Below are 18,693 nucleotides of genomic sequence, written 5' to 3'. Positions count from 1 at the left end.
TCATACGGCGCGACCGACGCCCGCTCTGGTGTCCGCGGGGTCGGTCCAGCACCGCATACGACACGACGGAGGGTAGACCGTGAGTAGACTCAAGTACCTCGGAAAGCGGGTGCTGATGATGATTCCCGTCGTCTGGCTCGGTGCGTCGATGACGTGGTTCATCATCTTCATGGGCCCCATCGACCCCGCTTCGCGCCTCCTGAGCGAGGGCCAGACGCGGAACCCCGCCGCGTACGAACGCGCACAGGAACAACTCGGACTGAACCAACCGCCGCTCCAGCACTACATGGACTGGATGTGGAACCTCGTCACGTTCGACCTCGGGCAGACGTGGTTGCTCTACCAGGGGTCGAACGTGAACGCGCTCATCCTCGACTTCCTCCCGCGCACGCTCTTCCTCGGGTTCTGGAGCGTGCTCGTCGCCGTGCTCGTCGGCGTGCCGCTCGGGTTCTACGCGGGGATGCGGTCGAACACCGTCATGGACTACGTCGCGTCCATGGGCGGCATCGTCTGGCGGGCGATGCCGAACTTCTGGCTCGCCATCATGCTCCTCGTCGTCCTCCAGAACTCGGAGGCGTACTTCTTCGGGTTCAACTGGCAGACCTTCGGCGTGAACCTCGACGCGCTCACCGGCGCGCCCGACATGTCCCGGCTCACGAGCGTCGAGGGATTCCTCGCCGCGACGAAGAAGGTGTTACCGGCGGCGCTCGTCCTCGGGTCTGCGTCGATGGGGAACGAGATGCGTATCGGCCGCACCGCAGTCCTCGAAGTGAAGAACCAGGAGTACGTCGACCTCGCGCGAGCGAAGGGCGTCTCCGACCGCGCCATCGTCTGGAAGCACATCTTCCGGAACGCCCTCATCCCCCTGGTGCCCGTCATCACGAGCGAGGCGTTCCTCCTCATCGGCGGGAGCGTCCTCGTCGAAACCGTCTTCGGTATCAACGGCATCGGCTGGCTGTTCTACCGGGCCGCCATTCAGGGCGACCTCCCGCTCGTCGGTTCGTTGATGTACATCTTCATCCTCATGATCGTCGGAGTAAACCTACTGCAGGACGTCCTGTACACGTTCATCGACCCGCGCGTCGGACTGGAGGGGAACTAGCATGTCGGAGACAGCCACCTCGTCCGGCACCGGGAGCGGAAGCACGCTCACCGACACGCGGTTCCTCGCGTGGGCGGTCGCCGGTCTCGCGCTGTTCGCCGTGGAAGCCCCCGCGCTCATCTCGTTCGTCACGGGCTTTCTCGCGGACGCCGTCGCGGCGTTCCCGACCTCGTACGCCACGACGGCCGCGGACTTCTTCGCCGGCATCGAACGCGCCGTAATCGACCTCCCAACCCTCCTCTCCCGCGACGTCGTGCCGAACCAGGGGTACTGGAACGGCGACCGCTGGGTCGGCACCTTCCTCGGTCTCTCGCCCGCCGCGTCCTGGGCGATTCGGGTCGCCCTCGTGTACGCGTACGCGTTCGCGTGCCTGGGCTGGCTCGCCGTCGGCTACCAGCTCTACCGACGGCGGTACCGCACCGCGGACTGGACGCCGCGCGACGACGTGGTAGACCGGTTCCGCGGGCACTCGTGGGGGAAGTTCGGATTGGTCGTCGTCTTCCTCTTCGTGACGATGGCCGTCTTCGCGCCGACGCTCGGCCCGACGACGGTCGACCAGAACATGCGGAACTCCTACTCGTACGAGATGCAGTACTGGAACGCCGACGCTCAGGAGGTTCAGACCACGCTCGTCGGCGAGGCGAACCGGAACTCGCAGTCCGCCGGCGACTCCGCGAACGTCGGGCCGTTCTCCTACGACGACTACGGCCGATACCATCCGTTCGGCACGATGCCGACCGGCAGGGACTTGTTCACGTTCATCGTCGTGGGCTCCAGGATATCTCTCATCATCGGCGTGCTCTCCGTCGCGTTGAGCGCGCTCCTCGCGACCTCGCTCGCGCTCCTCGCGGCGTACTACAAGGGCCGCGTCGACCTGAGCCTCGTCCTCCTCTCGGACGCGGTGATGGCGATGCCACAGTTACTACTGTTAATCATGCTGAGCACGGTGCTCGCCGACACGTGGATAGGCGGCATCTACAGCGGCGGATTCGTGCTCGCGCTCATCTTCGCGGGAACGGGCTGGACCTACATGTGGCGGTCCGTCCGCGGGCCCGCGCTCCAGGTCTCGGAACGCTCCTGGATAGACGCCGCGCGGAGTTTCGGGCAGACACCAACCACCATCATGCGACAACACATGCTTCCGTACGTCACCGGCTACCTGCTCATCTACGGTTCGATGACGCTCGGCGGCGCTATCATCTCCATCGCCGGCCTCTCCTACCTCGGTCTCGGCGTCGCGCCGCCGACCCCGGAGTGGGGGCGCGCCATCAACCTCGGACAGAACTACGTCTCGACCGGGTCGTGGCACATCTCGCTCATCCCCGGTATCCTCATCACCATCGTCGTCACGGGCTTCAACGCGCTCGGCGACGGCATCCGTGACGCCATCGACCCGCAGTCCGACAGCGCGACCGGCGAAGCCGCCGGCCGCGGGGGTGGCGCATGAGCGAGACACAGCGCGTGACGGACGCGCCCCTGCTGTCCGTGCGCGACCTCCGGACGGTGTTCCACACGGAACGCGAGGACATCCACGCCGTTGACGGCGTGTCCTTCGACATCTACGAGGGCGAGTCCGTCGGCCTCGTCGGCGAGTCCGGGAGCGGGAAGTCCGTCACCGCCCGCTCCATCCTCGGGCTCGTGGACGAACCCGGCCACATCGAGGGCGGCGAAATCATGTTCCGCGGGGACAACCTCGTGGAGGACGGCTGGGACGCCCACCGCGGCGACATCGCCATCGTCTTCCAGGACCCGAGTAACGCCCTCAACCCCGTCTACACGGTCGGGAACCAGATTCGGGAGGCGCTCTCCATCCACCAGGGACTCTCCGGGTCGGAGGCGCGCGAGGAGGCGGTGAACCTCCTCGAAACCGTCGGCATCCCGGACGCCGACCGCCGCGTGGACGAGTACCCGCACGAACTCTCCGGGGGAATGCAGCAGCGCGCGGTCATCGCCATCGCGCTCGCGTGCGACCCGGACGTGCTCGTCTGCGACGAGCCGACGACGGCGCTCGACGTGACGATTCAGGCGCAGATTCTCGACCTCCTCGACGACCTGCGGCGCGAGGAAGGCCTCGCGCTGTTGTTCATCACGCACGACATGGGCGTCATCGAAGAGGCGACAGACCGCGTGAACGTCATCTACGCGGGCGAAGTCGTCGAACACGCCTCGACGGAGACGCTGTTCGAGAACCCGAAACACCCCTACACGCAGGCGCTCCTGGAGAGCATCCCGGGCCGCACCGACCCCGGGCAGGAACTCCCGACGATTCCGGGAGAGGTGCCGACGCCGACCGCGCCCGCGACGGACTGCCGGTTCGCGCCGCGGTGTCCGAAGGCGTTCGACGCCTGCACGCAAGTGCACCCCGAACCCGTGGACATCGAGGAGACGGAGACCGAGCACGAGGCCGCCTGCCTGCTCTACCCCGACGACCGCCCGCGCGAGGAGGTCGTCGAACGACACCAGTCGAAGACGGAGGACGACCGATGACGCAGAACACGCTCGACGCACGCGACGCCGGAACCGAAGCACCGCTCGTGTCGGTTCGCGACCTGAAGACGTACTACGCGGACGACTCCATCATCGCCTCCAAACCGCCCGTGAAGGCCGTGGACGGCGTGTCCTTCGACATCTATCGCGGGGAGACGCTCGGGCTCGTCGGCGAGTCCGGCTGCGGGAAGTCCACGCTCGGCCGGACGATGCTCGGCCTCGAAACCGCGACGGACGGGGACGTGGTCGTGGACGGCACGAACGTCGCCGACCTCTCCGGCCGCGAACGCCGCGAGTGGGCGCGGAACGCCGGCATGGTGTTCCAGGACCCCGAGGAGAGCCTGAACGACCGGATGACCATCGGCGAAATCGTCCGCGAACCCCTGGACGCGCACAGCGTCGGCACGCCCGACGAGCGCCGCGAACGCGTCCGCGACCTCCTGACGACGGTGGGATTGCAGCCGGAGCACTACTACCGCTACCCCCACCAGTTCTCGGGCGGCCAGAAACAGCGCATCGGTATCGCCCGCGCGCTCGCACTGGAACCCGACTTCCTCGTGCTGGACGAACCCACGTCCGCGCTGGACGTGTCCGTGCAGGCCCGCATCATCAACCTCCTGAACGAGCTTCAGGACGACCTCGGGCTCACCTACCTGTTCATCAGTCACGACCTCTCCGTGATGAAACACATCGCCGACCGAATCGCGGTGATGTACCTCGGGAACGTCGCGGAACTCGGCCCCGCCCGCGACGTGTTCGACGACCCCCAGCACCCCTACACGGTCAGCCTGCTGTCCGCGGTGCCCGGCCGACACGGGACGGACGTGGAGCGCGTCGCGCTCCCCGGCACGCCGCCGAGTCCGCGCGACCCCCCGAGCGGGTGTCCGTTCAACACGCGGTGTCCCGCGAAGATTCGGCCCGCGAAACACGACGACCTCTCCGTGGACGCCTGGGACGCCATCGAGGCGTTCCGCGAGGTTCTGCGCGGCCGCGCGCTCGGCCAGGACGGCGTGCTCGCGGAAGTAAAGCGCCGCCTCGGGTTCGTGGACGCCGACGTGACCGAGAGCGTTGACGACCTGTTCTCGAACGTCGAAATCGACGGGGACGCCTGGGCGGTCATCGAGCAATCTATCGACCTCGCCGAGGACGCCCGGTACGCGGACGCGGAAGCCCTGCTCGCGGACGAGTTCGGCGGCGTCTGCGAGGAGCGCGACCCCGAGAACGAACTCGGCGACGGCCGCGTGAGCCGCTGTCACCGCCACCGCGACGAGTACGAGGACGTCGCGCCCGTCGTCGAGCGGCGGCGCGCCGACGACTGAAGCCCGCAGTTTTACACGCCCCACGGCCGTACTCCGCCCATGACCGGTTCCGTACGTCGGTACGCGGCGGGTGCCGCCGTCTCCCTCGTCGGCGTTCTCACGCTCCTCGTACCGCTCTACGACATCTGGGACGACGTCACGGATCTCTCCTGGGGGGTTGCGACCACGTTCGTCGAGAACTCGCCGCTCATCGCGCTCTCCCTCGGCCTCATCGCGGCCGGCGTCTGGCTCGTCCGCCAGGAGTGGAGCGACGACGACCTGATTCGGGTGGCGTTCTGGAACGTCGGCGGCGCGGCCGCCGTCTTCCTGCTGTACGCGTGGGTGATGGCGCTCCAGTTCTGGGCGATGGGCGAACTGAAACCCGTCGTGCTCGCGCTCGACGGCGTCCTGTTCGGCGCTGTCGCGGCGTTCGCGGTCGGCGTCTACCACACCCGGCAGCGCCGCACGATGACCGTGCTCAGAGACCGCGAGCGCAACCTCCGCGAACTCCACGACGTCATCTCCGACGACACCGCGGCGTTCGACGACAAACTCGACCGCTTGCTCGACATCGGCCGCGACCTGTTCGACGCGGAGTTCGCGTCGTTCGCGCACGTCGACCCCGAGACGAACGAGTACCGCCTCGAAGCGGTGAAGTCGGACGACATCGACCTCGCGGAGGGCGACGTGGTGCCGTACTCGCAGACGCACTGCCAGGAGATGATTCAGGAGGACGAGACCGTTCAGTTCGCCGTGCGGCCGTACGACGCCGGCGAAAAACCGTACGGGACGGACGAGGGGTTCGAGATGTACGTCGGGACGCCCGTCTACGTCGGGGACGCCGTGTACGGGTCGCTGTGCTTCCTCGACCGCGAGCAGTCGGACGCGTTCGCGGACTGGGAGCTGACGATGGTGGAACTGATGGGGAACTGGATCGGGTACGAACTCGACCGCGAGCGCTACATCGAGGCGCAACGCGAACACCTCCAGGAGCGCGAGCAACGCTTCGAGTCCGTGGTGGACGCGGTCGACGAGTACGCCATCTTCATGCTCGACGACGAGGGGCGCGTGAAGAGTTGGAACGAGGGCGCGCAGAACATCAAGGGCTACGAGCCGTCCGACATCATCGGCGAACACATCCGGACGTTCTACCGCGAGGAGGACGCGCAAGCCGGGAAACCCGAGCGGTTGCTCTCGCAGGCCGCGGAGGAGGGACAGGTGCACGACGAGGGCTGGCGGGTGCGCAAGGACGGCACCCAGTTCTGGGGCGACGTGACCATCAGCGCGCGCTACGACGACGGCGAACTCCAGGGGTACACGAAGGTGACGCGGGACATGACGGACGAGCGGTCGTACGAGCGCGCGCTCGAACACGAACGCGAGCGCCTCGAATTCATGAACCGCATCCTCCGACACAACCTCCTGAACGGCCTGAACCTCGTGAACGCGCGCGCCCAACACCTCGAAACGACCGCCGACCTCGACGCGGACGACCGCGAACACCTCGACATCGTCCGGGAGCGCGTACAGGACATGTCCGACCTCATCGACACGATGCGGACGTTCATGGACGCCATCGTCTCCGACAGCGACCACGACCTCCAGAAGATGGCGCTCCGCGAACGCCTCACCGGGAAGGTCGAACTCGCGCGCGGGACGTACGACGAGGCGACGTTCGACGTGCACGACCTCCCGGACGAGGACGTGCTCGTGTACGGCGACGAACTGCTCGGGGAGGTGTTCGAGAACATCCTCTCGAACGCGGTGGTGCACAACGACGCCGCGACGCCGCACGTCGAGGTGTGGACGACGACCGGGACGACGACGATTCCCGTGGACGCGGACACGGGCGACCCGCTCTCGGAGTCCGCCGACCCGATGCGGCGGGACGTGGAGCACCGCGAGCACGACGCGGTCACGGTGCACATCGCGGACAACGGCCCCGGCATCCCGGACGAGGAGAAGCGCGCGGTGCTGGAGAAGGGCGTCTCCGAGTTGAGCGAACCCGGGAACGGCTTCGGTCTCTACCTCGTGAAGGAGATGCTGGACGCCTACGGCGGGTCGGTGGACATCCGGGACAACGACCCCGAGGGGACGGTGTTCGCGGTGACGTTCCTGCGGGCTGACTGACCTATCGGAAGTCCTTTTATAATTGCGCCTGATACTCCTGCAATGGCCGACTCTGCAGGCGGCGAACACACCGTCCTCGTCGTGGACGACGAAGCCGAGTTCGCGGACTCGGTGGCGCTCTGGCTTCGCGAGCACTGGACGGTCGAAGTGGCGACGAGCGGCGAGGACGCGCTCGACGCGTACACGCCCGACGTGGACGCCGTCCTGCTCGACCGCCGGATGCCCCGGATGTCCGGCGACGAAGTCCTCCACGAGATACGCGACCGAGAAGGGAACGCCCGCGTGGCGATGATGACGGCGGTGCAACCGGACTGGGACATCGTCGAGATGGAGTTCGACCTCTACGTGAAGAAACCCGTGACGAAGGAGGAAGTCATCGAGACGACGCAGAAACTCCTCTCGCGCGCCGAGTACGCCCGCGAACTTCAGGCATTGTTCGCGCTGAGCGAGAAGGTCGGCGCGCTCCGCGCGAAGTACTCCGCGCACGAACTCGAAAACGACGACCGGTTCCAGCGGTTGCAGGACGAACTGGAGCGCGTGCAGGCGAAGGCGAACGACCGCCTCGGCGAACTCGACGAGGACGAGTTCAAGGAAGTGATGACGCTCATCGAGGACTAGCGGTAGAGCGAGTAGAGGATGGCGAGGAACCCGAGGAGCGTGAGCGTGCTCTGTGCGAGCACGCCGTAGAGGAAGTCGAGCGGCGTCACGAGGTCGATGACGCCGCCGAGTACCGCGCCGACGGTGATGGCGGTGAAGCCGACGCAGAGCGCGCCCAAGGCGGTGTTCTTCGTCTCCGTGTACGCGCGGTAGGAGAGGTGGGCGATAGCCGCGCCCGCGAGCAACGTCAGTGCCTTCGTGGCGACGATGAGGGTTTCGACGGAGTTCATGTCTGTTTTCTCACTTCGTTCCAGAGCGTGGCGAGCCGGTCTTCGGGCCCGCCCTCCGGCCGGGACAGCGACACCTCGAACTCGCGCTCCTCGGTGAGCGCGACGGCCACCTCGTCGAACCCCAGCCGGTACTTGGTCGCGTGGTGGCCGTCCTCCCGGAGTTCCGTGCCCTCGACGAGCAGGGACGCCTCCGAGAGGAGTTCGAGTTTGCGGTACGTCGTCGAGGTGGGGATGTCGCAGGCGTCCGCGAGTTCGCCCGCCGTCATCGGCTCGTCGAGCGCGCGCACGATGCGGCGGCAGTCCGGGTCGCCGAGCGCGTCCAGTATCGCCTGGAGCTCGGACTCGCTCCCGTCTGACTGCGACTCCCGCGCCATACCCGATGTTCCTCGTTCTCCCTACAAAGAATCGCCGCTTCCCGCGCCGATTCTCACGCGCCGGGAATCACGCCTTCAGTTGCGCCTCGAAGTTCTCCCGGAGTTTCTCCAGTTTCGGCGGAATCGTCGCCTGACAGTACGCGTCGTCGGGGTTCTTCTCGAAGTAGTTCTGGTGGTACTCCGCCGCCTCGTAGAACGCGTCGAGCGGTTCGACCTCGGTGACGATGCCGTCGTACTTCCCCTCGTCCTCCAGCGTCTCGATGAACGACTCGGCGAGTTCCTGCTGGTCGTCGCTGTGCGTGAAGATGGCGGAGCGGTACTGGGTGCCGATGTCGTTGCCCTGCCGGTTCAGGGTCGTCGGGTCGTGAACCTTGAAGAACACTTCGAGGAGCTCCGGATAGCTCACCACGTCGGGGTCGTAGGTGAGCTGGACGACCTCCGCGTGCCCGGTGTCGCCCGTGCAGACCGCCTCGTACGTCGGGTTTTCGACGTGCCCGCCCGCGTACCCCGAGGTCACGTCCGTCACGCCCTCGATGCGCTCGAACGCCGCTTCCACACACCAGAAACACCCGCCGCCGAACGTCGCCTTGGTCATACCCGTCGTTGGGGTTCTATCGGCTTAGGGGATTCGCCACCGGTAGCCGTTAGTGACTGACGACCCAAGCCCGAGTATGGCAGTCGGTCGCCGCCTCGTGATGGCGCTCGTCGGCGTGCTGGTGTTCGCGGTGTACGCCGCGGCGGCGGCGCTCGCGTACTGGGTGCTCGCGGGCGTCGTGCGCGCGGACGTGTCGCTCGCCTCGACGCTCGCAATCGTCGTCGTCGCGACGGTCGTGTTCGCGTACGCGAGCTATCGCTTCGGCACTCGGCGCGTCCTCCAGGAACTCGACGCCCGCCCGCTCGCCCGGGGCTCGTCGCCGGCGGCGTACGACCGCCTCGACCGCCTCACCGACCGGATGGACGTGGGGACGCCGACCATCTACGTCGCGCGGATGCCGATGCCGAACGCCATCAGTCTCGGCGGCCCCGGCGACGGCGCTATCGTGTTCGACCGCGCGCTCTTCCGCATCCTCACGCCCGTCGAGTTCGAGGGCGTGCTCGCGCACGAACTCGCGCACCTCGAAAGCCGGGACAGCCTCGTGCAGACCGTCGCGTACAGCCTCTCCCGAACCGTCGTGAGCCTCCTCGCCGTCGTCCTCCTCCCCGTGACGTTGCTCGCCGCGGGCGTCAGTCGGTTGCTCGCGTGGCTCCGCGGCCAGCCGTTCGAGTCCTCGGGGTTCGACGTGCACCAGCGCATCGGCGCGCTCGTTCTCGCCGTCTTCCTCGCGCTCACCCTGCTCGTGCGCGCGCACTCGCGCTCCCGGGAGTTCGCCGCGGACGAACGCGCTGTCGAGGTGACGGGCCGCCCGGGCGCGCTCGCCGCCGCGCTCCGGAAGATAGAGCGCGCGAGCGAACCCGCTGGCGGCATCCTCAGCCCGCTCTACGTCCACACCGACGAGACCGACGACGAACGCTGGTTCAGCACGCATCCCTCGATGGAAGAACGCATCGACCGCATCCGAGAACTGACCGAGTAACTCGCCGCCTCACCAAGCCCTTTTCCGCTCCCACCCGATTTCGCGGTATGGTCGAGAACCAGAGCGACACGTTCGACATCGGCGGCGACCTCACCGTGCACCGACTCGGGTTCGGCGCGATGCGCGTCACGGGCGAGGACATCATCGGCCGGCCCGACGACGAGCAGGCCGCGCGCGAAGTCCTCCGGCACGCCCGCGACATCGGCGTGGACTTCATCGACACCGCCGACTCGTACGGTCCCGGCGTCTCCGAGCGCCTCATCCGCGAAGCCCTCCACCCCTACGAGGACGTGGTCGTCGCGACCAAGGGCGGCCTCCTCCGGAACCGCGACGGCGACTGGCTCCCCCAGGGCGACCCCGACTACCTCCGGAACGCCCACCTCGCGAGCCTCGACCGCCTCGGCGTGGACTCCATCGACCTCTACCAGTACCACCGCCCCGACCCCGACGCGGACTTCGAGGCGTCGATTCACGCGCTCGCGGAACTGAAGGACGAGGGCGTCATCGAGCACGTCGGCGTCAGTAACGTCTCCGTCGAACAGCTGGAGACCGCGCGCGACATCGTGGACGTGGCGACCGTGCAGAACAACTACAACGTCGCGAACCGCGAACACCAGGACGTCCTCGACGCCTGCGAGGAGTACGGCATCGGCTTCATCCCCTACTTCCCCATCGGCGCGGGCGACCTCGACGAGAAGGAGGCCGCCGTCCGAGAGATAGCCGACGCGCACGACGCCTCCGTCTACCAGATAGCGCTCGCGTGGCTCCTCCACACGTCGGACGTGACGCTCCCGATTCCGGGCACGTCCAGCATCGACCACCTCGAAGAGAACGTCGCCGCGTCCGCCATCGACCTCACGGACGACGAACTCGCCCGCCTCGACGCGTAAGCCACCCAACTGTTTTCTTTCTTCCCGTGGACGCCCCCGTATGGACACCGTCCAGGCCGCCGAGTCCCGGTTCGCCGACGTGCCGAACTACGACTACGACCCCGAGTTCGTGGACACCGGAGACGTCGAGATGGCGTACGTGGACACGGGCGCGGGCGAGGAGACGTTCCTCTGCCTGCACGGCGAACCGACCTGGGGCTTCCTCTATCGGAAGATGATTCCCACGCTCGAATCCCGCGGGCGCGTCGTCGTCCCCGACCTCCCCGGGTTCGGGCGCTCCGAGAAGTTCGCCGACCGCGACGACTACACGTACGACCGGCTCTACGACGCCCTCGAAACCTTCCTCCTCGAACTCGACCTCCGGGACGTAACGCTCGTCTGCCAGGACTGGGGCGGCCTGCTCGGGCTGCCCGTCGCCGCGAACAACCCCGAGCGGTTCGCGCGCCTCGTCCCGATGAACACCGGTCTTCCCGACGGCACGGGCGGGATGCCCGAGGTCTGGCACGAGTTCCTGGAGACCGTGGAGACCGCGCCCGACCTCGACATCGGCCAGTTGGTCGCGGGCGGCTGTGCGAGCGACCTCGATGACGCCGTCCTGGACGCCTACCGCGCGCCCTTCCCGACCGAGGAGCACCTCGCCGGCGCGCGCACGCTCCCCGGACTGGTGCCGCTTGACCCCGACGACGAGGCCGCCGCCCCCCTCGCGGACGCCCGCGAGCGCTTCGCGGACTGGGAGAAACCCGTCTTCGTGCTGTTCGCCGAGAGCGACCCCATCACGCGGCCCGCGCGCGACGACCTCGCCGGCGTGTTCCCGACCGCGGACGACCAGCCGGAGACGTGGATATCCGGAGCGGCGCACTTCCTCCAGGAGGACGCGGGCGAGACGGTGGCGGAGGAGATCGTCGCGTTCGTCGACCGAACCTAGACCGAGACGTAGAACACGAGGATGGCGACGGTGAGCGTGGCGACGCCGACGGCGAGGAAGCCGTAGGGAGCCTCGTCGTCCTCCCGGCGGGCTTCGAGGAAGTTGTCGAGACAGCGCTCGGAGAGGAGGACGGCGAGCGACCCGGCGAGGATGAGGGAGACGGCGAGCGCGAGCTGGCCCGGCGTTTCGAGGGGGTTCCCGCGGCCGGCGTGCCGGGCGAGCGCGACGGCGGCGACGCTGGTCAGGGAGAACAGGACGTACTTCACTGATTCCTTGCGGAGGAACCCGCGCAGGCTCCGCGTCACGGTGTCTACAGTACTCGACCTGTCCGCTATAAGTATTCGGGAGGGTGCGGCGGCCGAACAGCCGGTGTGGGGCGGAGGTGTGTGAGGTCTCCGCGCGGCCGTCCGGTGCGGTGATTCGCCGATACGACCCCGGCGTCCCACCGCCCGGGTCGCATCACCCAATCATGGTAGGGGGCCCAACCCCTGCATCCATCCCTATGTACCCTATAGATATAGTTAGTGGCCGATTAAGCCGGGGATAGGCCGGGCCTACCGGTCGGGTTCCGGAACGGTCACGTCGGGGAGCCCGGCCTCGATTTCGTCGCGGCGGTTCTCGAACCGGCCGGGGAGGACGAGGCGGCCGCCGAGGTCGGCGAGCGGTTCGTCGCTGTCGTACCCGGGGTCGCTGGTCGCGAGTTCGAACAGGACGCCGCCGTGCTCGCGGAAGTAGACGGAGCGGAACCAGTGGCGGTCTATCTGCTGGGTGGGCGAGAGGCCGCGCGACCGAACCGCCTCCCGCATCGCGGACTGGTCGTCTTCGGTCGGCGTCTGGAACGCGACGTGGTGGACGGTGCCGTGGCCCTGTCGGCCGCCCGCGATGGTCGGCAACACGTCCACGTACGTCCCGACGGGACCCGCGGCGGCGAACCGCGTGCGTTCGTCGCCGGGCGTGTCGTCGGGCGACTGCTCGCTCCCGACCTGCTCCAGGCCCATCGTCTCCAGGAGTTCCATCGTCGGTTCCGTGTCCGCTATCCAGAGCGTCACCGAGTGGAACCCGCGAATCGCGTGCTCCGCGGGCACGAACTCGGTCCACGGCACGACGGGGTCGTCGTCCGCTATCTCGGTTTCCACGAGTTCCACCGGAAGCCCGTCCGGATCCTCGAACGGGAGCACCGTCTCGCCGAACCGCTCGACGCGCTCCTCGTACGGCACGCCGTACTCGTCGAAGCGCGCCTCCCAGTAGTCGAGACTTCCCTCGGGTACGCGGAACGCCGTGCGGGACACCTGCCCCGACCCGACCTTCCCCTGGCGCATGTCCTCCCAGGGGAAGAACGTCATGCTGGTGCCCGGCGTTCCCTCCGCGTCGGCGAAGAAGAAGTGGTACGTCCCGGGGTCGTCCTGGTTGATGGACTGCTTCACCAGCCTGAGCCCCATCGTCTCCACCCAGAAGTCGAGGTTCTCCTGGGGGTCGCCAGCGATACACGTCACGTGGTGGATGCCCGGCGTGGGCGGCGGACTGCTCATACCCCTGATTAGGACTCCGCGGACTTGAGTGCGCGCTAACACTCGCGTCACCGGGTGGCGTGCGTGCCGACGGAACGCACTTCTTCTAGCGACCCCGAATAGGAGTATGACCGAACGCAGTTCGGACGACCTGCTCGTCGTCCTCGTCGGTATCGCCGCGCTCGTCGTCCTCCCGCTCGTCTTCATGGCGTTCGGGATGGTCGGAATAGGGATGATGGACGGCGCGTGGGGGATGCACGGAACCGGCGGCGGCTGGGTCTTCCTGCCGGCGCTCGCCTCGCTCGCCCTCCTGTTCGGCGGCGGCTACCTCGTCTACCGCCTGCTCGCCGCGGACGACACCGACCGGGCGCTGGAGGAACTCCGGCTCGCGTACGCCCGCGGCGACCTCACCCGCGAGGAGTACGAAGACCGCAGGGACGACCTAAAGTAGGGCGGGCGGGACTGGACGCTTTTTTATCGTTCGCACGCACACGACCCAGTAATGAGTGAGTTCGACTACGAGTCCCTCGGCCTGGTCGCGGGACTCGAAATCCACCAGCAACTGGACACCGCGGAGAAGCTGTTCTGCGGGTGTCCGACGACGCGCCGCGAACCCGAGGAGGCCGTGCGTTCGTTCACGCGCTACCTCCACCCGACGAAGAGCGAGCTCGGCGAGATGGACGAGGCCGCCCTGGAGGAGTCCCAGGTCGAGCGCGAGTTCGAGTACCTCGCGTTCGACTCGACGTGTCTCGTGGAGGAGGACGACGAACCGCCCCACCGGCTGGACGAGGAGGCGCTCGACACCGCGCTCGAAATCTCCCAGCTCCTCGACGCGACCGTGGTGGACGAGGCGCACGTGATGCGGAAGGTCGTCATCGACGGGTCGAACACGAGCGGGTTCCAGCGCTCCACGCTCCTCTCCCAGGAGGGCGAAATCGAGACGAGCGAGGGCGCAGTGGGTATCGAGGACGTGATGCTCGAAGAGGAGTCCGCCCAGCGCGTCGAGGAGACCGACTCCGGGGTTCGGTACGGCCTCGACCGCCTCGGGATTCCGCTCGTCGAAATCGGCACGAAACCCGACATCCGGAGCCCCGAGCAGGCCCGGGAGGCCGCCGAGCGAATCGGCATGCTCCTCCGCTCGACGGGCAAGGTGAAGCGCGGCCTCGGGACGATTCGCCAGGACGTGAACGTCTCCATCGCGGACGGCGCGCGCGTCGAGATGAAGGGCGTGCAGAGCCTCGACGACATCGAAGACCTCGTCCGCCTCGAAGTAAAGCGCCAGGTTCGCCTGCTGGACATCGCGGAGTCGCTCCAGTCCCGGGACGCCTCCGTGGGCGACGTGCAGAACGTCACGGACACGTTCGAGACCACGGACTCCTCGGTGATTCGGGGCGCGCTCGACGCCGGCGGCCGCGTGTTCGCGGTTCCCCTCTACGGGTTCGACGGCCTCGTCGGGCGGGAACTCCAGCCCGACCGCCGGCTCGGCACCGAGTTCTCCGACCACGCGAAGCGCCACGGCGCGGGCGGCATCTTCCACACGGACGAACTGCCCGCGTACGGCGTCACCGACGAGGAGGTCGCGGCGCTCCGGGAGACCGTGGACGCCGGGCCGGAGGACGCGGTCGCCATCGTCGCGGCGGACGCGGACGTGGCGGAGGGCGCTATCGAGGCCGTCGCGGAGCGCGCGCGGGTCGCCATCGAGGGCGTGCCCGAGGAGACGCGGGGCGCGAACGAGGGCGGCACCACCGAGTACCTCCGCCCGCTCCCCGGCGCGGCCCGGATGTACCCCGAGACGGACGTTCCCCCGGTCTCGCCCGACCCGAGCGAGGTCGAGCCGCCCGAACTCCTCACGGAGAAGGTCGAGCGATACACCGACGACTACGGCCTGAACGAGGACGTGGCGGAGCAGGTCGCGTACGGCCGGCGCTGGCGGCTGTTCGAGGAGGCCGTCGAGATGGGCGTGGACGCGAACCTCGCGGCGCGCACGCTCGAATCCACCGTGACGAAACTCCGGCGTGACGACGTGCCCACCGACCACCTCACCGCCGAGCACTTCCGCGGCACCTTCGAACTCGTCGTCGCCGACGAACTCACGCAGGAGGGCGTCCCCGAACTCCTCGCCGCGCTCGCCGAATCCCCCGACTCCGACCCCGCCGAACTGGCGGACGAACTCGGCCTCGGCTCCGTCGGCGAGGAGGAGGTTCGCGAGACCATCGTCGAAATCGTGGAGCGAAACGAAGCCCAGATAGAAGAGCAGGGCATGGGCGCGTTCTCCGCGCTGATGGGCGAGTGCATGGGCGCGCTCCGCGGGAAGGCGGACGGCGAACTCGTCTCCGACGTGCTTCGCGAGGAAGTCCAGAAGCGCGCCTAATCGTCGCCGTCAGCGAGTTTTTCGAGGAGCGTGTCGAGGGAGTACGACTGGAGGGCGCGCTGTGCGTCCCGGAGTTCGTTGATGACGAACGTGCTGTTGGTTCTATCGACCTCGTCGATGGCTTCGAACTCGCCGATGAGGCGTTCCACGTCGTCCGAGTCCGGGAGGTGTGCGACGACGACGAAGTCCGTCTCGCCCATCGTGAAGAAGCACTGCGTGACGCCCTCGATGCCGAGGATTTCCTCGCCGACCTCGTCGTAGGGGCCGCTGTAGTCCGCGAGCACCTCCACGACGACGGTGACGTCGAGGCCGAGCGCGTCGAGGTCGATGTCGTAGAGGTCGTTCGTGATGACGCCGGCCTCCCGGAGGTTGTTGAGCCGGTAGTGGATGGTGGAGACGGGGATGTCGGTCTCCTCGTGGAGGCGTTCCGGACTCCCGGTGCCGAGGTCGCTGATGGCCTTGAGGAGTCGCACGTCGCGTTCGTCCATACGGTCGCTGTCGGCGGTGACCGGCAAGTAACCACCGACCACGAGACCTGGCGCTCGCTCCAACTCCCACCGACTGTCCTGAACTATCATCCCGGAACACCGCGTACTGTTGTAGATGAGTTTAAGAAGTTCCGTCTGTGATGTAGTTATATATGAAAACGAAAGGGATTCTGGGGGCGGGCTCCGAAACCGCGCTCCTCTTCTGCCTCCTCGCGCTCGCCTGGGGCACGTCGTTCGTCGCCATCGAAGTCGGACTGCACCACGTCCCGCCCCTCCTCTTCGCGGGCCTCCGCTACGTCATCGCCGGCGTCGTCCTCCTCGGCGTCGCGCTCGCCACCGCCGACCGCCGCGTCCCCCGCACCCGCGACGAGTGGCTGCACGTCGGCGTCGTCGCCGTCCTCGTCGTCGGCGCGTACCACGGCTTCCTCTACCTCGGCGAACAGCACGTCACCGGCGCGGTCGCCGCCGTCGTCATCAGCCTCACGCCCGTCCTCACCGCGCCGCTCGCAAGCGCCCTCCTCCCCGACGACTCCATCGGCCTCGTCGAAGCCGCCGGCCTCGCGTTCGGCGTCGCCGGCGTGGCCGTCATCGCACTCCCCGGCGCGGGCGTCGGCTCCACCAGCGTCCTCGGCGTCCTCCTCGTCTTCTGCGGCGCGCTCAGCTTCGCGCTCGGCAGCGTCGCCTCCCGCCCACTCGACGCCGGCCTCCCCGTCCAGACCACGCAGGCGTGGGCGATGCTCCTCGGCTCGGCCGCCCTCCTCCTCGTCGGCGTCCTGCGCGGCGAATCCCTCGCCGGCGTCTCGTGGAACGCCACCAGCGTCGGCAGCCTCCTCTACCTCTCGCTCGTCGCCGGTGCCGGCGGCTACCTCCTCTACTTCGTCCTCCTCGAACGCGCCAGCCCCACCGAAATCAACCTCGTCGGGTACGCCGAACCCGCGGTCGCGACGCTCGTCACCTGGCTCGCGTTCGGCCACGTCGTCGAAGAAACCACCGTCGTCGGGTTCGCCGCCATCCTCCTCGGGTTCGCGCTCCTCAAGCGCCGCGCGTTACTCTCGGTCGCCCGCGCCACGACCCGCGCCGCGCAGCGAGCCTAGGTCGAACGTGAGCGGAATCCGCTGCGATATCTCGTGCGCGATGAGCACGAGCACGACCGCGAACGCCGCGTCGAGCAGCCAGTGGATGCCGAGGTAGAACGTGGACACCACGATACAGCCCGCGGCGACCGTCACCGTCCACGCGTACAGGCGGTCGCCGGTCTTCCACGCGAAGATGGCGGCGAGCGTCGAGAGGCCCGTGTGGAGGCTGGGGAACGACTTCATCAGGGTGTCCGTCGCGAACGTCCCCGCCATCACGATGGAGTTCAGGTCGTACAACAGCGGCCGAACCGACACCAGCGAGTACCCCGTCACCTTCACCGGCACGAACACGAAGAACGGCGCGGCGAGCAGGACGAGACACGCGTACGCCGCCGCGTACCGGTAGGCCTGCTCGCGGTCGTGCGCCTTCAGCTTGAAGTACGTGAACAGGACGACGAACGGGAAGCCCACGAGGTAGACGAACACGAACAGCATCGTGAGCGGGCGCGCCGTCACCGTCTGGAACACGCCGACCGTCGCGCCCTCCATCGCGTAGATGGTGTCCGTGAACGCCGTCTCGACGTGGTACTTCGCGAGCTCGTTCACGCCGAACGTCAACACCCACGCCACCCCGAGATACTTCCAGTCCGTCCGCAGGAACTCCCGAACCTCGCGCTTCAATCGTAAGTCCGGGAGGAAGACGTACGCGCCGAGCGCGAACGCGCCCAAGGAGGCGATGGCGACGTACGCCATGTATTGTGTCTGTGGGGAGAGGGCAGAAGGCATCGTTACTCCAACATACGTATCTATACACAAAAACGTTTAGTCGTCAGCCTTCCTCTGAGCACGGCGCAGGATACCACGGAGCGTGTTCACCTCGCGTCCGGTCGGGTGCGCGCGCCCGAGGATGCGCCGCATCATCCGGAGCGTCTTCGGTTTCTTCTCGCCCGGGTAGTCGAGGTCGTCGAGGAACTCCCCGAAGTGGTCGTAGAACGCCTCGATTTCCGCCTCGTCCGCGCGCTGGGTGGACACGTCGGGGAGCTGGCTGTCGTCGCGCGCGAGGTCCTGGAGTTCGTACAGCGCGACGGTCGCCGCCTGCCCGAGGTTGAGCGAGGGGTAGTCCGCGCTCGCGGGAATCGACGCCACCTCGTCGATGCGTTCGAGCTCCTCGTTCACGAGGCCGACGCGCTCCCGCCCGAACACCAGACAGGTCTGCGTCTCCACGTCCGACAGCGACGCGACGAGCTCGTCGGGCGTGCGGAACGGGAATCGCGTGTGCTTTCGCGCGTCCTCGTTCGTGATGGACGTGAACCCCACCGTGTGGAAGTTCTCCACGAGGTAGTCGAACGTCACGATTTCGGCGTTCGGCAGTACGTCCTCCCGGGCTTGCCCGGCGAACCCGTACGCCTCGCTATCCCGGTGCAAGTCCGGCGGATTGACGAGGTAGAGGTCTTCGAACCCGAAGTTCTTCATCGCTCGCGCGATGGTGCCGACGTTCCCCGACGTCTCCGCGTCCACGACCGCGACGACCGGCTTCATGGCGCACGGTAGCCGGCGGTCGCGTAAAAACCGCGTGACACGCC

General features: G+C 67.6%; 20 protein-coding genes. 12 read left to right on the top strand and 8 right to left on the bottom strand.

Features of this window, described 5'->3' with window-relative positions:
- Nucleotides 1-79: 79 nt before the first annotated feature.
- The 6 genes from LI334_RS07625 to LI334_RS07600 are packed head-to-tail and all read left to right on the top strand — an operon-like array spanning nt 80 to nt 7,635.
- The gene (locus LI334_RS07625) at nt 80-1,102 is read left to right on the top strand and encodes an ABC transporter permease (protein ID WP_227259798.1); all 1,023 of its coding nucleotides are present in this window, start codon (nt 80-82) and stop codon (nt 1,100-1,102) included.
- Nucleotide 1,103: 1 nt separating this feature from the next.
- Complete coding sequence (locus LI334_RS07620) at nt 1,104-2,549, top strand: ABC transporter permease (RefSeq protein WP_227259796.1); 1,446 nt, start codon at nt 1,104-1,106, stop codon at nt 2,547-2,549.
- Nucleotides 2,546-3,589: an ABC transporter ATP-binding protein gene (locus LI334_RS07615; RefSeq protein WP_227259794.1), complete on the top strand. Its 1,044-nt coding sequence runs from the start codon at nt 2,546-2,548 to the stop codon at nt 3,587-3,589. The genes LI334_RS07620 and LI334_RS07615 overlap by 4 nt, the downstream gene beginning before the upstream one ends.
- Nucleotides 3,586-4,908 (top strand): ABC transporter ATP-binding protein, encoded by a 1,323-nt coding sequence (locus tag LI334_RS07610; protein WP_227259792.1) that lies wholly within the window; start codon nt 3,586-3,588, stop codon nt 4,906-4,908. Before LI334_RS07615 ends, LI334_RS07610 begins: the two co-directional genes overlap by 4 nt.
- Before the next feature lie 39 nt (nt 4,909-4,947).
- Nucleotides 4,948-7,017 (top strand): PAS domain S-box protein, encoded by a 2,070-nt coding sequence (locus LI334_RS07605; RefSeq protein ID WP_227259791.1) that lies wholly within the window; start codon nt 4,948-4,950, stop codon nt 7,015-7,017.
- 42 nt (nt 7,018-7,059) lie between these two features.
- Nucleotides 7,060-7,635 (top strand): response regulator, encoded by a 576-nt coding sequence (locus LI334_RS07600; RefSeq protein WP_227259790.1) that lies wholly within the window; start codon nt 7,060-7,062, stop codon nt 7,633-7,635.
- Here the strand turns inward: LI334_RS07600 and LI334_RS07595 are convergent.
- The 3 genes from LI334_RS07595 to msrA all read right to left on the bottom strand — a co-directional run bounded on the left by LI334_RS07595 (nt 7,632) and on the right by msrA (nt 8,873).
- The gene (locus tag LI334_RS07595; RefSeq protein ID WP_227259789.1) at nt 7,632-7,904 is read right to left on the bottom strand and encodes a DUF7521 family protein; all 273 of its coding nucleotides are present in this window, start codon (nt 7,902-7,904) and stop codon (nt 7,632-7,634) included. The genes LI334_RS07600 and LI334_RS07595 overlap by 4 nt on opposite strands.
- Nucleotides 7,901-8,278 carry a helix-turn-helix domain-containing protein gene (locus tag LI334_RS07590; RefSeq protein WP_227259788.1) on the bottom strand — a complete coding sequence of 126 codons (378 nt, stop codon included), beginning with the start codon at nt 8,276-8,278 and terminating at the stop codon, nt 7,901-7,903. Before LI334_RS07590 ends, LI334_RS07595 begins: the two co-directional genes overlap by 4 nt.
- A gap of 67 nt (nt 8,279-8,345) precedes the next feature.
- Nucleotides 8,346-8,873, bottom strand: coding sequence for a peptide-methionine (S)-S-oxide reductase MsrA (msrA, locus tag LI334_RS07585; RefSeq protein WP_227259787.1), 528 nt, complete (start codon nt 8,871-8,873; stop codon nt 8,346-8,348).
- Between the two features lie 76 nt (nt 8,874-8,949).
- Between msrA and LI334_RS07580 the strand changes: the two genes are divergently transcribed.
- Genes LI334_RS07580 through LI334_RS07570 form a run of 3 tightly spaced genes read left to right on the top strand, consistent with a single transcriptional unit; the run spans nt 8,950 to nt 11,667 of the window.
- Nucleotides 8,950-9,852: a M48 family metallopeptidase gene (locus LI334_RS07580; RefSeq protein ID WP_227259786.1), complete on the top strand. Its 903-nt coding sequence runs from the start codon at nt 8,950-8,952 to the stop codon at nt 9,850-9,852.
- A gap of 47 nt (nt 9,853-9,899) precedes the next feature.
- Nucleotides 9,900-10,742 carry an aldo/keto reductase gene (locus LI334_RS07575; protein WP_227259785.1) on the top strand — a complete coding sequence of 281 codons (843 nt, stop codon included), beginning with the start codon at nt 9,900-9,902 and terminating at the stop codon, nt 10,740-10,742.
- 40 nt (nt 10,743-10,782) lie between these two features.
- Nucleotides 10,783-11,667 (top strand): haloalkane dehalogenase, encoded by an 885-nt coding sequence (locus LI334_RS07570; RefSeq protein ID WP_227259784.1) that lies wholly within the window; start codon nt 10,783-10,785, stop codon nt 11,665-11,667.
- On the opposite strand, the gene LI334_RS07565 is transcribed toward LI334_RS07570, so the two are convergent.
- Nucleotides 11,664-11,972, bottom strand: coding sequence for a hypothetical protein (locus tag LI334_RS07565; RefSeq protein ID WP_227259783.1), 309 nt, complete (start codon nt 11,970-11,972; stop codon nt 11,664-11,666). The genes LI334_RS07570 and LI334_RS07565 overlap by 4 nt on opposite strands.
- 249 nt (nt 11,973-12,221) lie before the next feature.
- Entirely contained in the window at nt 12,222-13,196 is a 975-nt protein-coding gene (locus LI334_RS07560) for a ring-cleaving dioxygenase (protein ID WP_227259782.1), read from the bottom strand.
- 106 nt (nt 13,197-13,302) lie between these two features.
- On the opposite strand from LI334_RS07560, the gene LI334_RS07555 reads away from it, so the two are divergent.
- Both LI334_RS07555 and gatE read left to right on the top strand, forming a co-directional pair.
- Complete coding sequence (locus tag LI334_RS07555; RefSeq protein ID WP_227259781.1) at nt 13,303-13,626, top strand: SHOCT domain-containing protein; 324 nt, start codon at nt 13,303-13,305, stop codon at nt 13,624-13,626.
- A 51-nt stretch (nt 13,627-13,677) separates the two neighbouring features.
- Nucleotides 13,678-15,546, top strand: a complete 1,869-nt coding sequence (gene gatE, locus LI334_RS07550) for a Glu-tRNA(Gln) amidotransferase subunit GatE (RefSeq protein WP_227259780.1) — start codon at nt 13,678-13,680, stop codon at nt 15,544-15,546.
- Here gatE and LI334_RS07545 read toward each other — a convergent pair.
- Nucleotides 15,543-16,034, bottom strand: a complete 492-nt coding sequence (locus LI334_RS07545; protein WP_227259779.1) for an Lrp/AsnC family transcriptional regulator — start codon at nt 16,032-16,034, stop codon at nt 15,543-15,545. The genes gatE and LI334_RS07545 overlap by 4 nt on opposite strands.
- Nucleotides 16,035-16,186: 152 nt before the next feature.
- Here LI334_RS07545 and LI334_RS07540 point away from each other — a divergent pair, with 152 nt between their 5' ends.
- A complete protein-coding gene (locus LI334_RS07540; RefSeq protein WP_227259778.1) occupies nt 16,187-17,128 on the top strand; it encodes a DMT family transporter in 942 nt (313 codons plus the stop codon).
- Here LI334_RS07540 and LI334_RS07535 read toward each other — a convergent pair.
- Nucleotides 17,081-17,896, bottom strand: coding sequence for a phosphatase PAP2 family protein (locus LI334_RS07535; RefSeq protein ID WP_227259777.1), 816 nt, complete (start codon nt 17,894-17,896; stop codon nt 17,081-17,083). The genes LI334_RS07540 and LI334_RS07535 overlap by 48 nt on opposite strands.
- Before the next feature lie 36 nt (nt 17,897-17,932).
- Nucleotides 17,933-18,649: an RNA methyltransferase gene (locus LI334_RS07530; RefSeq protein WP_227259776.1), complete on the bottom strand. Its 717-nt coding sequence runs from the start codon at nt 18,647-18,649 to the stop codon at nt 17,933-17,935.
- Between the last annotated feature and the right edge of the window lie 44 nt (nt 18,650-18,693).

Origin of the sequence: Salarchaeum japonicum (assembly GCF_020614395.1) — an archaeon.
GTDB lineage: Archaea > Halobacteriota > Halobacteria > Halobacteriales > Halobacteriaceae > Salarchaeum > Salarchaeum japonicum.
This window is presented reverse-complemented; position numbering and strand designations above follow the sequence as displayed.

Bases quoted from the DNA above. Each gene is read 5' to 3' on its own strand.
- LI334_RS07620 (WP_227259796.1), top strand. From the start codon at position 1,104: ATGTCGGAGACAGCCACCTCGTCCGGCACCGGGAGCGGAAGCACGCTC.
- LI334_RS07615 (WP_227259794.1), top strand. From the start codon at position 2,546: ATGAGCGAGACACAGCGCGTGACGGACGCGCCCCTGCTGTCCGTGCGC.
- LI334_RS07610 (WP_227259792.1), top strand. From the start codon at position 3,586: ATGACGCAGAACACGCTCGACGCACGCGACGCCGGAACCGAAGCACCG.
- LI334_RS07605 (WP_227259791.1), top strand. From the start codon at position 4,948: ATGACCGGTTCCGTACGTCGGTACGCGGCGGGTGCCGCCGTCTCCCTC.
- LI334_RS07600 (WP_227259790.1), top strand. From the start codon at position 7,060: ATGGCCGACTCTGCAGGCGGCGAACACACCGTCCTCGTCGTGGACGAC.
- LI334_RS07595 (WP_227259789.1), bottom strand. From the start codon at position 7,904: ATGAACTCCGTCGAAACCCTCATCGTCGCCACGAAGGCACTGACGTTG.
- LI334_RS07590 (WP_227259788.1), bottom strand. From the start codon at position 8,278: ATGGCGCGGGAGTCGCAGTCAGACGGGAGCGAGTCCGAGCTCCAGGCG.
- msrA (WP_227259787.1), bottom strand. From the start codon at position 8,873: ATGACCAAGGCGACGTTCGGCGGCGGGTGTTTCTGGTGTGTGGAAGCG.
- LI334_RS07580 (WP_227259786.1), top strand. From the start codon at position 8,950: ATGGCAGTCGGTCGCCGCCTCGTGATGGCGCTCGTCGGCGTGCTGGTG.
- LI334_RS07575 (WP_227259785.1), top strand. From the start codon at position 9,900: ATGGTCGAGAACCAGAGCGACACGTTCGACATCGGCGGCGACCTCACC.
- LI334_RS07570 (WP_227259784.1), top strand. From the start codon at position 10,783: ATGGACACCGTCCAGGCCGCCGAGTCCCGGTTCGCCGACGTGCCGAAC.
- LI334_RS07560 (WP_227259782.1), bottom strand. From the start codon at position 13,196: ATGAGCAGTCCGCCGCCCACGCCGGGCATCCACCACGTGACGTGTATC.
- LI334_RS07555 (WP_227259781.1), top strand. From the start codon at position 13,303: ATGACCGAACGCAGTTCGGACGACCTGCTCGTCGTCCTCGTCGGTATC.
- gatE (WP_227259780.1), top strand. From the start codon at position 13,678: ATGAGTGAGTTCGACTACGAGTCCCTCGGCCTGGTCGCGGGACTCGAA.
- LI334_RS07545 (WP_227259779.1), bottom strand. From the start codon at position 16,034: ATGGACGAACGCGACGTGCGACTCCTCAAGGCCATCAGCGACCTCGGC.
- LI334_RS07540 (WP_227259778.1), top strand. From the start codon at position 16,187: ATGAAAACGAAAGGGATTCTGGGGGCGGGCTCCGAAACCGCGCTCCTC.
- LI334_RS07535 (WP_227259777.1), bottom strand. From the start codon at position 17,896: ATGCCTTCTGCCCTCTCCCCACAGACACAATACATGGCGTACGTCGCC.
- LI334_RS07530 (WP_227259776.1), bottom strand. From the start codon at position 18,649: ATGAAGCCGGTCGTCGCGGTCGTGGACGCGGAGACGTCGGGGAACGTC.